The organism is Aeromonas simiae (assembly GCF_014892695.1).
Taxonomy (GTDB): domain Bacteria; phylum Pseudomonadota; class Gammaproteobacteria; order Enterobacterales; family Aeromonadaceae; genus Aeromonas; species Aeromonas simiae.
Genome location: NZ_CP040449.1, coordinates 561,919 through 578,047, shown reverse-complemented (window position 1 = coordinate 578,047; position 16,129 = coordinate 561,919). Strand labels below are relative to the sequence as shown.

General features: G+C 64.0%; 3 protein-coding genes. 1 reads left to right on the top strand and 2 read right to left on the bottom strand.

Translation table 11 applies throughout. The features are described 5' to 3' along the window. Nucleotides 1–47: 47 nt before the first annotated feature. Together FE240_RS02715 and FE240_RS02710 are read right to left on the bottom strand one after the other, a co-directional pair. Entirely contained in the window at nt 48–12,518 is a 12,471-nt protein-coding gene (locus tag FE240_RS02715) for a retention module-containing protein (RefSeq protein WP_193003290.1), read from the bottom strand. A 206-nt stretch (nt 12,519–12,724) separates the two neighbouring features. Further along, nucleotides 12,725–14,386: a putative transporter gene (locus FE240_RS02710; RefSeq protein ID WP_193003289.1), complete on the bottom strand. Its 1,662-nt coding sequence runs from the start codon at nt 14,384–14,386 to the stop codon at nt 12,725–12,727. Nucleotides 14,387–14,620: 234 nt separating this feature from the next. Here FE240_RS02710 and FE240_RS02705 point away from each other — a divergent pair, with 234 nt between their 5' ends. Further along, nucleotides 14,621–16,126, top strand: a complete 1,506-nt coding sequence (locus tag FE240_RS02705; protein WP_193003288.1) for a pyridoxal-dependent decarboxylase — start codon at nt 14,621–14,623, stop codon at nt 16,124–16,126. Nucleotides 16,127–16,129: the final 3 nt, after the last annotated feature.

Below are 16,129 nucleotides of genomic sequence, written 5' to 3'. Positions count from 1 at the left end.
ACCGCAGGCGAAGGCCGCGAAAGGGGGCTTTCGCCCCCGCGCGCGGTTTATTTGTCGATATCCAGCATCTGATTGGTGAGCAGGTAGTCGATCACTTGGGACGAGGTGACGGCCGCCCCCCCGGTCAGTGAGCCGAACGAGTGATCCTCCAGCACTATCTCCTGAGTGACCTGCTGGGTCGAGGCATCCTTAATCTGCAGATGCACCCCTTCACTGTCCTGAATGGCCGAGAGCAACCCCTTCAACTCGTTCTGGCTCTTACCGCCATCGTGATCGAGCAGATCGCTCAGATCCAGCTTGTCCCCCTCAGAACGGCTGAAATCGACCACATGGTCACGGGTCAAAGAGCCCGCCACACTGTCGCCCTTCTGCCAGACGAAGGTGTCAGCCCCCCCGTTACCGTGCAGCAGGTCATCGCCACTGCCCCCGATCAGAATATCGTTGCCGAGCCCCCCGGCCAGTTGATCGTTGCCGCTGCCCCCTTGCAAGGTGTCATGGCCACTGCCGCCATCAAGCTGATCGTTGCCCTCATCCCCCGCAAGAAGATCATTGCCGCTGCCGCCGAACAGGATGTCGTTACCGGCATCCCCGTGCAGCTCATCGTCTCCCCCCTGCCCATAGAGGATGTCGTTCCCCGCGCCGCCAAACAGGCGATCGCCCTTGTCATTGGCCCCGGACTGATCAAACTCGCCCGCATGGCTGCTGATGTAGGCATGCACCTGGGCATCACTGACTGAGCTGTGACCCAGCGCCTGGGCGACATACTGCTTGACTGCGGCATACCCCTCTCCGGCGACACCGGCAAAGTGCAGTGCATCGCCAAACAGGATGTCATCTCCCCCCCCACCGCTCAGGGTATCGCTGCCCGGCTGGTTGGTGACCGAGGCGCCGAGGATGGCATCGGCCAGATCGCCGGCATTGACGCCGGTCTTGAGCACCCCATCGGAGTCGAAGACCTTGAGCACGTCATGGGAGATGTTGGGCCCGATGCCGATCGCCTCGACCGCGACCTGCAATCCGGCCAGCAGGGCAAAGCCCTCCATGGAGTGGTCACGGATGACGCTGTCATCGCGGGAAGAGCCGAAGGTGGCAAACTGGTATCCGCCACGCCCGTCAGGGCGCATCATCCCCACCAAAGAGCGACCGTCATAGTTGCCCTTGTTGTCGTAGTAGAGGCGATACACGTTGCCATCCTTGTCGATGAACTCACGCCCCCCCTGACCGTCCTGATAGACCACCGACTTGCCAGGCACATAACTGGTGAGCAGATCACTCAGGTTGCGATCACTTTGCCACTTATTTTCCTTGCTGAAATCCACGACGACGGGATCGCTCCCCTCCCCCACCATGTACTCATTCGGATTACCATCCGTGATGAAGTAAGCCAGGTTCTTGGCATCCACATTGGACGTGGCGGTGCTGCCGGCAAACCAGTTGGCGGTGGTCTTGAACACATCCTCGTAGTTGGTCGAGCCGCCGAAGTAACTGCGGCCATCCATGCTGTGGAGTACCTCCTTGAGCTGATCGATGGCGCCAGCATCGCTCAGCTTCACGCTGACCGAGCGGTTGCTTAAGGTGTCAAAGTCGACCAGGAACAGGTTGACCACCCCGGCCCCGGCCGAGCCGACACTGGCCTTGAGGCTGTTGAAGACCTGTAGCAGCTGCGACTCTATGGTCTCCATCGCCTTCGAGCCGATGCTGCCGGAGCTGTCGACCATGAAGGCCAGGTTGTAGTTCTGGCCCGGCGTCGTGATGCTGCCATCGAGATCCCCGACCACCAGGTTGTGTTCGCTGCCGAAGCTGCGCACCTGCCCGCCCGGCTCCCCTTCGGTGGCATTGAAGTAGTTCAGGCGAATGCTGTCCTCTGCGCTGGCGGTGGCAAGCTGGGCGCTGCCGCTTTCACGGGAAGTGGCTTCCACCTTGATCTCGACCAGCCCCGCCTGGTTGCCCGGCACATGCAGGCTCAGCCCGGTCAGTTTGACGTCGGTGGCCGCCGCATTCCACAGCCCCTTGAGCGTCAGGCTGCCATCAGGGTCGACGGTCCCCAGCAGGGTTCCGTTATGGTAGAGCGTGCTCGCAGGGGGCAGACCGCTCAGTACCAGGCTGTCGAGCACCTCACTGCCATCCCTGTCCGTGAGCGAGGCATCGATCTCGATGGGGTACTCCACATGGGTGGGCTGCTGCAACGTCAGGGTTCCGGTCACCTTGTCCAGGGCATAGATGCCGTCATCAAACTGCACCAACTCGACATCATGCAGCGCCTTGGTGACCGCTTGCCCCCCTTCGCGCACCGAGAAGTCGAACCAGCGGTCGTTGACCGAGTAGCCGGCGCCCTGGGTGATGACATAGTCGGCCCGGTTGCCCGGCAACACGGCGATGTCGGTACCGCCCTCACCATAGAGGCCGTCATGGCCCAACCCGGAGACCAGGATATCGTTGCCTTCCCCCCCATAGAGCGCATCGCCCTGCAGGCTGTTGCTGCCGACCAGCAGGTCATCGCCGGCGAGGCCGACCAGCTGATCGCCGCCTCCATGGCGACTGATCAGGTAGTCGTTGCCATTGCCGCCCAACAATTGCTCCTGCTGGCTGCTGGCATCATAACGGGCGGGGGCCACATCGAGCCCATTCACCTTGCCGGACTGGAACTGGGCCGTGCTGATGCCGTCGCTGGCGAACTGGTCGTAGACAGGGCTGCCATTGCCGGCCTGCCGGATATCCACGGTTGGCTTGTCCGCCACGGCGGCGATATCCAGCACCAGGGTGGCCTCCTCGCTTACGTTCGCGCCATCGCTGATCTGATAGTGGAACAGGGCATAGTCGGCCTGCTGGTTGCCGGTGATGCGCCCCCCTTGATCGTCCATGCTGCTGCTCGACTCATCTGCCGCCGGCACAAAGCGCAGGTGACCTGCGTCGATCTCCTGGGCGCTGACACGGCTGCCAGCCGTCACGGCCACCCATAGCCCCGAGCCATCGAGACGCTGCAACACCCCGTTGGCAGGCAGAGTGCCGATCACCAGACTCAGCTCTGCCTTGCCCTGATCGTCGCTGGCGTTGAAGTCGCTCCAGCTTAAGATCGTCGCCGAGTCTTCACTGCCGCTGACATGACCCCCGGTTGTGGTCGGCGCGCGATCATTGTCGATGATGGTTCCAATGCCGCTCTTGTCCCCCACCGCTATGGTGAGGGTCTCGTTGCCCTCGACCCTGTGGTCATCCTTAGTCACCACGGTGACGGTGAAACTGCTCACCCCTTCCGGCACCCGGATGACGCCGCGAACGCTGTCATAGGTCACCCCATGGCTAAAGAGCAGCTGGGTCCAGTCACTGCTGCTGGCCGGGTTGCTACCACTGCCGCCAATCGAGAAATGGTACTCGGTCGGATGCTGGCTGGTGCCGTCCAGAAGCACGGAGTGCACCAGCGTGCCACCTTCGGTCACAGTGGCGCTGCTGACCCCGCTCACCTCGGGTCGGAACAGGGGATTGACCGCAAAGCTGCCCTCGCTGCCATCCCCGTCCTTATCGATCGCCTTGAAGATGAAGTCGATGTCGCCATCACCGGCCGGACGCTGCATCTCGGCATATTGGAAGAACTCCCACTTGCCGGTGGCCGGGGTGAACTCCAGCTTGAACACCAGATTGCCATCGGCATCCTTGCCAAGCAGGGTATTGGCCCCATCGGCCACCATGCTGATGAGCGAGCCGGAGGCCGTTTTGAGGCCGCTCTCGGCACTGACTAGCTCGAGCGCTCCCTTGCCGTCGGCTCCCCACTGCGGATTGAGGGAGCCAGAGCCATAGGCGATCGCCTCCGTCGTGGCAGAGCCGACAAACTCGATACTCTTCACGGTGAAATCACTGTTGTCGCCATAGAGACCGTTGCCATTATTGGTGGCCTTGATCACCATGGCGTCAAAGCCCCCCTGCTGTACCTGGAAGTGCTCGGCATAGTCGCCACCGGCCGCATTTGAGCTAAAGGTCTGACTCCCGATAAGCTTGCCGTCGCGATAGAAATCGACCACACCGCTCTCCAGTTCACCACCGAACATCTGGCTGAACTTGATGTTGACGCCATAGGCGACCTTGCCCGCATCCAGCGTGATCACGAGTTGCTCTGAGGTCGCGGAGCCATCCGCAAAGTGGCGAAAATCAATCTCGTTAGCGAGGTTGTGATTAGGCGAATCGACGCTAGCCACCCCCACGCCAGCACTGGATCCGTTCACCTTGGTCGCGATCAGATCAGCATTGGTGGCCGAGGTGAAGCCAAGGGCGGTAATGGTGAAGCCCGCCATGTTCAGGGCACTCTGATTGCCGCTGTAGTGGGTCAGATCAAACAGGCCGGTCAGGGTGTCGGGAATATGGGTCCTGCTGACCGACACCGCCGCCATGTCGCCGGCGATCGGCGCATCATCCTCAATGGTGATGGGCAAGCTGCCGGAGGTGCTGCTCTTGCCATCCGAGACGGTGACCCCCAGCTGGAAGTGGAGTCGATCCTCAGTGCCCTTGACCGGATGATCGAGCGGCCCATTGAGGTTCACCTCATAGCGCCACTCCCCCTTGCTGCTGCCCGCCGGGGCGGTCAGCGCCACATCGAGCACGACCTGATAGCCGGCGCTCCCCGGCGTGCCGATATAACCGGTCAGCACCTGGGTCGCGGCGTTCCACGACCACTGCACGGGCGCGCCACCCGAGGTGAGGTTATCCGGGCCGCTCAGGCTGATGGTCAGGTTGTCATGATTGTCCATGTCACCGACCACGATCTTGCCGCCGGCACTCACCGCATCGGTGCTATCACGGGTTCCCGCCGTATCGGCGATACCGCCGGTGAGCCCCTCTTCGGAGAGCACGGCCCCCTGATCGACGCTCAGGGTAGGGGCGTCATTGGTGCCGGTGATGGTGATGGTGACCGTGGTGGTCGAGCCATCGTTGAGATGCACGGTGAACTGCTCCAGCTGCTGCTGACCGGCGGCCAAGGCGTCGACCCGGGCGTTATCCGCCAGCACGAAGCGCCACTGCCCCTGCCCGTCCACCTCAAAGCGGCCGTAGTCACTCTGCTGCGAGCCGGCCACGAAGGCGAGATCTGGGTTGTCGGCGTCGCTGGCGCTCAGGGTGCCGGTGACCGGGGTCTGATCCCCCTCGGTCACCGCGCCGCTGCCGGCCGAAATGACCGGAGCGTCGTCGGTACCGGTGATGGTGATGGTGACCGTGGTGGTCGAGCCGTCAGTGAGGCGCACAGTGAACTGCTCCAGCTGCTGCTGACCGGCGGCCAGGGCGTCGACCCGGGCGTTGTCGGCCAGCACGAAGCGCCACTGCCCCTGCCCGTCCACCTCAAAGCGGCCGTAGTCACTCTGCTGCGAGCCGGCCACAAAGGCGAGATCTGGGTTATCGGCATCGCTGGCGCTCAGGGTGCCGGTGACCGGGGTCTGATCCCCCTCGGTCACCGCGCCGCTGCCGGCCGAAATGACCGGCGCGTCGTCAGTGCCGGTGATGGTGATGGTGACCGTGGTGGTCGAGCCATCGGAGAGGCGCACGGTGAACTGCTCCAGCTGCTGCTGGCCGGCGGCCAGGGCGTCGACCCGGGCGTTATCGGCCAGCACAAAGCGCCACTGCCCCTGCGCATCTACTTCAAAGCGGCCAAACTCACTCTGCTGAGCACCGGCCACGAAAGTGAGATCTGGGTTATCGGCGTCGCTGGCGCTCAGGGTGCCGGTGACCGGGGTCAGATCCCCCTCGGTCACCGCGCCGGCACCGGCCGAAATGACCGGAGCGTCGTCGGTACCGGTGATGGTGATGGTGACCGTGGTGGTCGAGCCGTCAGTGAGGCGCACAGTGAACTGCTCCACCTGCTGCTGACCGGCCGCCAGGGCGTCGACCCGGGCGGAGTCCGCCAGCACGAAGCGCCACTGCCCCTGCGCATCTACTTCAAAGCGGCCGTAGTCACTCTGCTGAGCACCGGCCACAAAGGCGAGATCTGGGTTATCGGCATCGCTGGCGCTCAGGGTGCCGGTGACCGGGGTCAGATCCCCCTCGGTCACCGCGCCGGCACCAACCGAGATCACCGGCAGATCGTCGGTGCCGGTGATGGTGATGGTCACCGTGGTGGTCGAGCCGTCAGTGAGACGCACAGTGAACTGCGCCAGCTGCTGCTGACCGGCCGCCAGGGCGTCGACCCGGGCGGAGTCCGCCAGCACAAAGCGCCACTGCCCCTGCGCATCCACCTCGAAGCGGCCGTAGTCACTCTGCTGAGCAGCGGCCACAAAGGCCAACTCCGGGTTGTCGGCGTCGCTGGCGCTCAGGGTGCCGGTCACCGGGGTCTGATCCCCCTCGGTCACCGCGCCGGCACCGGCCGAAATGACCGGCAGATCGTCGGTACCGGTGATGGTGATGGTGACCGTGGTGGTCGAGCCGTCAGTCAGATGCACGGTGAACTGCTCTACCTGCTGCTGACCGGCCGCCAGGGCGTCCACCCGGGCGTTATCCGCCAGCACAAAGCGCCACTGCCCCTGCCCGTCCACCTCGAAGCGGCCGTAGTCACTCTGCTGCGAGCCGGCCACGAAGGCCAAGTCTGGGTTGTCGGCATCGCTGGCACTCAGGGTGCCGGTGACCGGGGTCTGATCCCCCTCGGTCACCGCGCCGGCACCAGCCGAGATCTGCGGTAGATCGTCGGTGCCGGTGATGGTGATGGTCACCGTGGTGGTCGAGCCGTCAGTCAACCGTACGGTGAACTGCTCCAGCTGCTGCTGACCGGCGGCCAGGGCGTCGACCCGGGCGTTGTCGGCCAGCACGAAGCGCCACTGGCCCTGCGCATCCACCTCGAAGCGGCCATAGTCACTCTGCTGAGCACCGGCCACGAAGGCCAACTCCGGGTTGTCGGCATCGCTGGCGCTCAGGGTGCCAGTGACCGGGGTCTGATCCCCCTCGGTCACCGCGCCGCTGCCAGCCGAAATGACCGGCGCGTCGTCAGTGCCGGTGATGGTGATGGTCACCGTGGTGGTCGAGCCATCAGTCAGACGCACAGTGAACTGCGCCAGCTGCTGCTGGCCGGCCGCCAGGGCGTCGACCCGGGCGTTGTCCGCCAGCACGAAGCGCCACTGCCCCTGCCCGTCCACCTCAAAGCGGCCAAACTCGCTCTGCTGGCTACCAGCCACAAAGGCCAACTCCGGGTTGTCGGCATCGCTGGCGCTCAGGGTGCCGGTCACCGGGGTCAGATCCCCCTCGGTCACCGCGCCGCTGCCAGCCGAAATGACCGGTGCGTCGTCAGTGCCGGTGATGGTGATGGTCACCGTGGTGGTCGAGCCATCAGTCAGACGCACAGTGAACTGCGCCAGCTGCTGCTGACCGGCGGCCAGGGCGTCGACCCGGGCGTTGTCCGCCAGCACGAAGCGCCACTGCCCCTGCGCATCTACTTCAAAGCGGCCGTAGTCACTCTGCTGAGTGGTGGCCACGAAGCTTAAGTCCGGGTTATCGGCGTCGCTGGCGCTCAGGGTGCCGGTGACCGGGGTCAGATCCCCCTCGGTCACCGCGCCGCTGCCGGCCGAAATGACCGGCAGATCGTCGGTGCCGGTGATGGTGATGGTCACCGTGGTGGTTGAGCCGTCAGTGAGACGCACGGTGAACTGCGCCAGCTGCTGCTGACCGGCCGCCAGGGCGTCGACCCGGGCGTTATCGGCCAGCACGAAGCGCCACTGCCCCTGCCCGTCCACCTCAAAGCGGCCAAACTCGCTCTGCTGGCTACCAGCCACGAAGGCCAACTCCGGGTTATCGGCATCGCTGGCGCTCAGGGTGCCGGTGACCGGGGTCAGATCCCCCTCGGTCACCGCGCCGGCACCAACCGAGATCACCGGCAGATCGTCGGTGCCGGTGATGGTGATGGTCACCGTGGTGGTCGAGCCGTCAGTGAGACGCACAGTGAACTGCGCCAGCTGCTGCTGACCGGCCGCCAGGGCGTCGACCCGGGCGGAGTCCGCCAGCACAAAGCGCCACTGCCCCTGCGCATCTACTTCAAAGCGGCCGTAGTCACTCTGCTGAGCAGCGGCCACAAAGGCCAACTCCGGGTTGTCGGCGTCGCTGGCGCTCAGGGTGCCGGTCACCGGGGTCTGATCCCCCTCGGTCACCGCGCCGGCACCGGCCGAAATGACCGGCAGATCGTCGGTACCGGTGATGGTGATGGTGACCGTGGTGGTCGAGCCGTCAGTCAGATGCACGGTGAACTGCTCTACCTGCTGCTGACCGGCCGCCAGGGCGTCCACCCGGGCGTTATCCGCCAGCACAAAGCGCCACTGCCCCTGCCCGTCCACCTCGAAGCGGCCGTAGTCACTCTGCTGCGAGCCGGCCACGAAGGCCAAGTCTGGGTTGTCGGCATCGCTGGCACTCAGGGTGCCGGTGACCGGGGTCTGATCCCCCTCGGTCACCGCGCCGGCACCAGCCGAGATCTGCGGTAGATCGTCGGTGCCGGTGATGGTGATGGTCACCGTGGTGGTCGAGCCGTCAGTCAACCGTACGGTGAACTGCTCCAGCTGCTGCTGACCGGCGGCCAGGGCGTCGACCCTGGCGTTGTCGGCCAGCACGAAGCGCCACTGGCCCTGCGCATCCACCTCGAAGCGGCCATAGTCACTCTGCTGAGCACCGGCCACGAAGGCCAACTCCGGGTTGTCGGCATCGCTGGCGCTCAGGGTGCCAGTGACCGGGGTCTGATCCCCCTCGGTCACCGCGCCGCTGCCAGCCGAAATGACCGGCGCGTCGTCAGTGCCGGTGATGGTGATGGTCACCGTGGTGGTCGAGCCATCAGTCAGACGCACAGTGAACTGCGCCAGCTGCTGCTGGCCGGCCGCCAGGGCGTCGACCCGGGCGTTGTCCGCCAGCACGAAGCGCCACTGCCCCTGCCCGTCCACCTCAAAGCGGCCAAACTCGCTCTGCTGGCTACCAGCCACAAAGGCCAACTCCGGGTTGTCGGCATCGCTGGCGCTCAGGGTGCCGGTCACCGGGGTCAGATCCCCCTCGGTCACCGCGCCGCTGCCAGCCGAAATGACCGGTGCGTCGTCAGTGCCGGTGATGGTGATGGTCACCGTGGTGGTCGAGCCATCAGTCAGACGCACAGTGAACTGCGCCAGCTGCTGCTGACCGGCGGCCAGGGCGTCGACCCGGGCGTTGTCCGCCAGCACGAAGCGCCACTGCCCCTGCGCATCTACTTCAAAGCGGCCGTAGTCACTCTGCTGAGTGGTGGCCACGAAGCTTAAGTCCGGGTTATCGGCGTCGCTGGCGCTCAGGGTGCCGGTGACCGGGGTCAGATCCCCCTCGGTCACCGCGCCGCTGCCGGCCGAAATGACCGGCAGATCGTCGGTGCCGGTGATGGTGATGGTCACCGTGGTGGTTGAGCCGTCAGTGAGACGCACGGTGAACTGCGCCAGCTGCTGCTGGCCGGCCGCCAGGGCGTCGACCCGGGCGTTGTCCGCCAGCACGAAGCGCCACTGCCCCTGCCCGTCCACCTCAAAGCGGCCAAACTCGCTCTGCTGGCTACCAGCCACAAAGGCCAACTCCGGGTTGTCGGCATCGCTGGCGCTCAGGGTGCCGGTCACCGGGGTCAGATCCCCCTCGGTCACCGCGCCGCTGCCAGCCGAAATGACCGGTGCGTCGTCAGTGCCGGTGATGGTGATGGTCACCGTGGTGGTCGAGCCATCAGTCAGACGCACAGTGAACTGCGCCAGCTGCTGCTGGCCGGCCGCCAGGGCGTCGACCCGGGCGTTGTCCGCCAGCACGAAGCGCCACTGCCCCTGCGCATCTACTTCAAAGCGGCCGTAGTCACTCTGCTGCGAGCCGGCCACGAAGGCGAGATCCGGGTTGTCGGCGTCGCTGGCGCTCAGGGTGCCGGTCACCGGGGTCTGATCCCCCTCGGTCACCGCGCCGCTGCCGGCCGAAATGACCGGGGCGTCGTCGGTGCCGGTGATGGTGATGGTGACCGTGGTGGTCGAGCCGTCAGTCAACCGTACGGTGAACTGCGCCAGCTGCTGCTGACCGGCGGCCAGGGCGTCGACCCGGGCGTTATCGGCCAGCACGAAGCGCCACTGCCCCTGCGCATCTACCTCAAAGCGGCCGTAGTCACTCTGCTGAGCACCGGCCACAAAGGCCAACTCCGGGTTGTCGGCATCGCTGGCGCTCAGGGTGCCGGTGACCGGAGTCTGATCCCCCTCGGTCACCGCGCCGCTGCCGGCCGAGATCTGCGGCAGATCGTCGGTGCCGGTGATGGTGATGGTGACCGTGGTAGTCGAGCCGTCAGTCAGACGCACGGTGAACTGCTCTACCTGCTGCTGGCCGGCCGCCAGGGCGTCGACCCGGGCGGAGTCCGCCAGCACGAAGCGCCACTGCCCCTGCCCGTCCACCTCGAAGCGGCCGTAGTCACTCTGCTGAGCACCGGCCACAAAGGCGAGATCTGGGTTGTCGGCGTCGCTGGCGCTCAGGGTGCCGGTCACCGGGGTCTGATCCCCCTCGGTCACCGCGCCGCTGCCGGCCGAAATGACCGGCAGATCGTCGGTGCCGGTGATGGTGATGGTCACCGTGGTGGTCGAGCCGTCAGTCAACCGTACGGTGAACTGCTCCACCTGCTGCTGACCGGCCGCCAGGGCGTCGACCCGGGCGTTATCGGCCAGCACGAAGCGCCACTGCCCCTGCGCATCTACCTCAAAGCGGCCGTAGTCACTCTGCTGCGAGCCGGCCACAAAGGCGAGATCCGGGTTATCGGCATCGCTGGCGCTCAGGGTGCCGGTGACCGGGGTCTGATCCCCCTCGGTCACCGCGCCGCTGCCGGCCGAAATAACCGGCAGATCGTCGGTGCCGGTGATGGTGATGGTGACCGTGGTGGTCGAGCCGTCAGTCAGACGCACGGTGAACTGCGCCAGCTGCTGCTGACCGGCCGCCAAGGCATCGACCCGGGCGTTGTCCGCCAGCACAAAGCGCCACTGCCCCTGACCGTCCACCTCGAAGCGGCCGTAGTCACTCTGCTGCGAGCCGGCCACGAAGGCGAGATCCGGGTTATCGGCGTCGCTGGCGCTCAGGGTGCCGGTGACCGGGGTCTGATCCCCCTCGGTCACTGCGCCACTGCCGGACGAGATCTGCGGCAGATCGTCGGTGCCGGTGATGGTCAGGGTGATAACATGGCGGGTGCCGTCCACGCTCTGGACGGTGAAGCGCTCGACCTTGGTCTCCCCTTCGCCCAAGAACTGCACCTGGCTGTTAGCAACCTGATAGGTCCAAACGCCCGTTTCGCTGATGGTCAGGCGGCCCAGCGCGCCGTCACTCGGCGTGCCGCTGCCAGCCACAAACCTGGCCTCGTCTGCCCCGTCTACGTCGGTCACGGTCAGGGCGCCGCTCTCGAGCAGGGTCGGGGAGCTCTCATCTTCGGTCACACCGCCACTGTCGCTACCCGCGATAACGGCCCCATCATTCACGCCGGTCACGCGACCGCTCACCGTGGCCGTATCGGCGTTCACGCCATCGCTGATGGTGTACTGGAAGCTGATGTCGCCGTTGAAGTTGGCGCCGGGCATGAAGATCAGCTGGCCGTTGCTCAGCATCACGGCGCCGTTTTCGATGAGGAGGCTCTGCCCCTCGGCAATCGTCTGGCCATTGATCGCCGTGATGGTGAGGGGGTTGCCCTCGGTGTCGAGGTCGTTACCCAATACGTTCAGGGTGATGGAGCCATCCTCGGCCACAGTAAAGGCGTCGTTGATCGCCTCCGGCGCCGCATTCACCACGCTGTTGTCACTGCCCTTGGGCGAGAGATTGCCCGAGGTGTCGGTCAGGGTGGCATCCACGGTCACCGGCCCGGTCAGCGGCAGGCTGCCGGAGGGAATCGTGGTGATCACTTGACCCGACGTGACGTCCTCCTCGGTCAGGAGCTTGCTGAAATCGGGTTGCCCATCGCCGTTCCAATCCACATTTAGGGTGTCGCCACTCTGGGCACTCTCCGGCAGGCGGATAACGATATCGACGCCATGTTGGCGCTCTGTGTCTGAGATGACGCCATCACCGTCGAGGATCTCGACAGTCGGTGCCACCGGCGCCGTGGTGTCCGCCACAGCACCCTCGTCACTCACTTGAACCTGAGCGGCGATCTGCTCGTCCGTCGTATCGTAGCCGGCGGTGGCGATGGTCTGATTCAGGTTCATCTCGACCACGACAAAACCGCCATTACTGGCGCCAGCGACACCCCCTGCGCCACCTGCGGCGGGCGCGCCCCCTGCCGCCGAGGCCTCAAAGGCCTGCGTCGGATCGACCCCCTGCATAATGGCTTGTTGCAACGCGGCAATATCGTCGGGAACCCCTGCGCCGGGCAGCGCCGCCAATAGTTCGGGGGCGGCCTCATCAGCCGCTCGCATCTCCAACTGCCCTTCACCCTGGCTTTCCACCACGCTGCCCTTGGGCAAGTGATCTCCCACCTGCACCGGTTGCCGGGAGCCATCGTCGGCGATGACATAGGCAGTGCCGTTGACATGGGTGATAACAACATCCTGTTGCAGCCTGGTGGTACTCATTGAGCGCTCCTCGTTCCTTGTTCAGGGACAGTTTTTTGAGCGTCTACTTTAACGATCGGAAAAGACCGACAACCAGTGGTAAATTTCGAATGAATCTCTCACTCCAAAGAGAGATGTAACGTAAAACCCGAAAGATTTCATTCGGATGGAAATACTAAGCCCCATCAAAAAAACAAGGCCGCATGAAGCGGCCTTGGCGGTAGGGGTCAGACACCGGCCCAGAGCAGGAGGGCCAGCAGTTGTGGCGATATGATGCGCAGGAACATCACCAGTGGATAGACAGTGGCATAAGAGAGCGCACTGGCACCGCTGGTTGCATGCATGCCATTGGCAAAGGCCAGAGCGGGAGGATCCGTCATCGAGCCCGCCAGCATGCCACACAGGGTCAGGTAGTTCATCTCGCCATACCAGCGAGCCAACAGGCCGACCGTCAGCAGTGGGATGAAGGTGATCAATGCCCCGTAAAACATCCAAGCCAGACCATCCCCATGCAGCAAGGTCTCAAAGAAGCCCGAGCCAGACTTGAACCCCACGACGGCCAGGAACAAGACGATGCCGATCTCGCGCAGCGCCAGGTTGGCACTGGGCGGCATGAACCAATAGAGACGGCCTATGCTGCCAATTCGCGCCAGGATCAGCGCCACCACCAGCGGGCCGCCGGCCAACCCCAGCTTGAGTGCAGCCGGGAAACCCGGCAGGTAGAAGGGGATGGAGCCGAGCAGCACCCCCAACCCGATGCCGATGAAGACCGGCAACATCTGCACCTGTTGCAGTTTCTGCTGCACGTTGCCGACTATGCTGGTCACCGCTTCGATGCCGTCGAGTCGCCCGACCAGGTTCAGTATGTCCCCAAATTGCAGGCTGGTCTGGCTGGTTGGCACCAGCTCGACCCCGGCCCGGTTGAGGCGGGAGATGACCACATCGTATTTTTGCTTGATGTCGAGATCGCGGATCTTCTTACCAAGCACCTGCTCGTTGGTCACCACTACCCGCTCCACCCGCATGTCGGTCCCCCGGGTTGAGAGGGAGGTTTCCACCTCTTCACCGAGCACCAGCAGGGCGTTGTGCAGCGCCGGTTTTTCCCCCACCAAGTGCAGTAGATCCCCCAGCTCAACCCGAGTATCCGGGCGCGGAACCATCAGCTCGTCACCACGTTTTAGGCGGGAGCAGACGATATCGGCCTCGTTCATGCTCGGGATCTCGCTGATCATCAGCCCGTTCATGTTGGGGTTGCGTACCGCGATGTTGATGGTGTGCAGGCTCTCGGCGGTCTTGCCGCTGTGCTTCTCAAACTCGGCCGCTTCGCTGTCGATCTTGATACGAAAAGCGAGGCGCACCAGCCACATGGTCAACAGGATGCCGCAGATGCCAAACGGATAGGCCACCGCGTACCCCATCCCCATCAACCCGGTGATCCCAGGATCGGCCCCCAGTTCGGAGAGGATCTGCTGGCCGGCACCGAGTGAGGGGGTATTGGTCACGGCTCCCGAGAAGATCCCGAGGATAACCGGCAGCGGCACATCGAAGACGTGGTGCAGCAACACCACCATGAGCCCGCCCAGCAGGACGATCAGGCCGGCAAATAGGTTCAACTTCAACCCCGAGCTACGCAGGGAAGAGAAGAAACCAGGGCCCACCTGGATACCAATGGTATAAACGAACAGGATTAACCCGAACTCCTGAATGAAGTGCAGGGTATGAGCATCCAGCTCAAGTTGCATCAGACCGGCGAAATGACCGACCAAGATGCCGCCAAACAGAACGCCACCGATGCCGAGACCGACTCCATAGACTCGCAAATTACCGAGCCACAGACCCAACACGGCCACCAGCGCCAGTATGCTGATGGCGAGTGCGATATCACTCATCTGTCTGTATCCTCAAAAGAAAAACAGCTCCTAGCTTCTCAGTTCCCCCCTGAAATGACTGTGTTTAAGAGCACGTTTTAATGAAATAACGCCCTTTCATCTACCAATTTAGGGTTATTTGATAAGGCCCTATCGGACTTTTCCCTCCCAGTGCCGCTCCTGCTGCCATGCCCGGCCATTTGCGGTATGCTCTGCGCCCAGTCCGGCGCATCGAGCATGGAGTGTAGGCCGCCAATGAAATTCGACGAGTTGTTTCTCTCTCCCCATCAGGATCTCGATGGTCACATCAGCGCCCTGATCCACGCCTTCCACGAGACCGATGACAGTCGCCTGCCCTACGATCGCGCCCATTTCATCCACCAACTGAGTGAAGCCGGCATGCCTTCTGGCGAGGCATCGCTGGCCGACTATGTCGAGCGGCTGGCCGGATTGCTGCCCGGGATCTCCCACCTCGCCTCTCCCCGCTACATGGGACACATGACGGCACCGTTGCCGGCCTATACCGGGGAGCTGTCACGCCTGCTGGCCATGCTCAATCAGAACCCGATGAAGATGGAGTCATCGCGCCTGCTCAGCTTCCTTGAGCGCGAGTCGCTGGCCCGCCTGCATCGCCTGGTCTATGACCAGGACGACGCGTTTTACCAGGCACACATGCATGCCAAGGATTCGGCCCTCGGCGTTATGACCAGCGGTGGCACCATCGCCAATGTCACGGCGCTCTGGCTGGCGCGCAACCGTGCCTGCGGCGATAACCTGTTCGCCTTGGCGGCCGAAGGGTGGCGAGGGGTTGCGGTGCTCGGCTCACGCCTGATGCACTACTCGTTTGATAAAGGCATGGATCTGCTGGGGGCTGGCGCCAGCGCGGTACACCGTCTGCCGGTCGATGAACACAACCGCCTCAGCATTCCCGCCCTCGAGGCTGAGCTGGCCCGCTGCAAGGCGGAGCGGATCAAGGTGCTGGCCCTCGTCGGGGTAGCGGGAACCACCGACTTTGGCTCCATCGATCCCCTGCCCGAGATGGCCGACATCGCCCAACGGGAGCATATCCACCTGCATATCGATGCCGCCTGGGGAGGCCCAACTCGCTTCTCTTCGCGCTACCGCGATCTGCTGGCCGGCATGGAGCGCGCCGATACCGTCACTCTGGACGGGCACAAGCAACTGCTGGTGCCCCTTGGCACCGGCATGCTGCTGTGCCGTGAACCCGGCCTGATGATGGCGGTCAAGCGCGAGGCCCCCTACGCCATCCGCGCCACCTCGTTCGATCAGGGGCGCTTCACCCTGGAAGGTACTCGCCCGGCCAACGCCCTCTATCTGGACGCAGCCTTCCACCTGATAGGGGTAAGTGGTTACGCCCGCCTCATTGAGGAGAATTACGACCGGGCCCGCCTGATGGCAACCCTGATCGAGGCCGATCCCGCCTTCGAGCTGATGGCCGCACCGGTGATGAACCTGCTGGCCTACCGCTGCATTCCACCCCATTTGCAGGGGCGCACCCCGGATGAGTCAGACAATATTCAGATCAATGCCTTCAATATTGCGCTGCAAAAACGCCAGCGGGCCGAGGGACACAGCTTTGTCTCCCGCACCGCACGCAGCGTCACCCGCTATGGCGAACAGCCATTGACCCTGTTGCGCGCCGTGCTGCTTAACCCGCAGATCCGCCGCGAACATATCGAGGCGCTGCTGGCAGAGCAAAAGCGCCTTGGTGCCGAACTGGCGCAAGAGTTATTTACCTGAGCT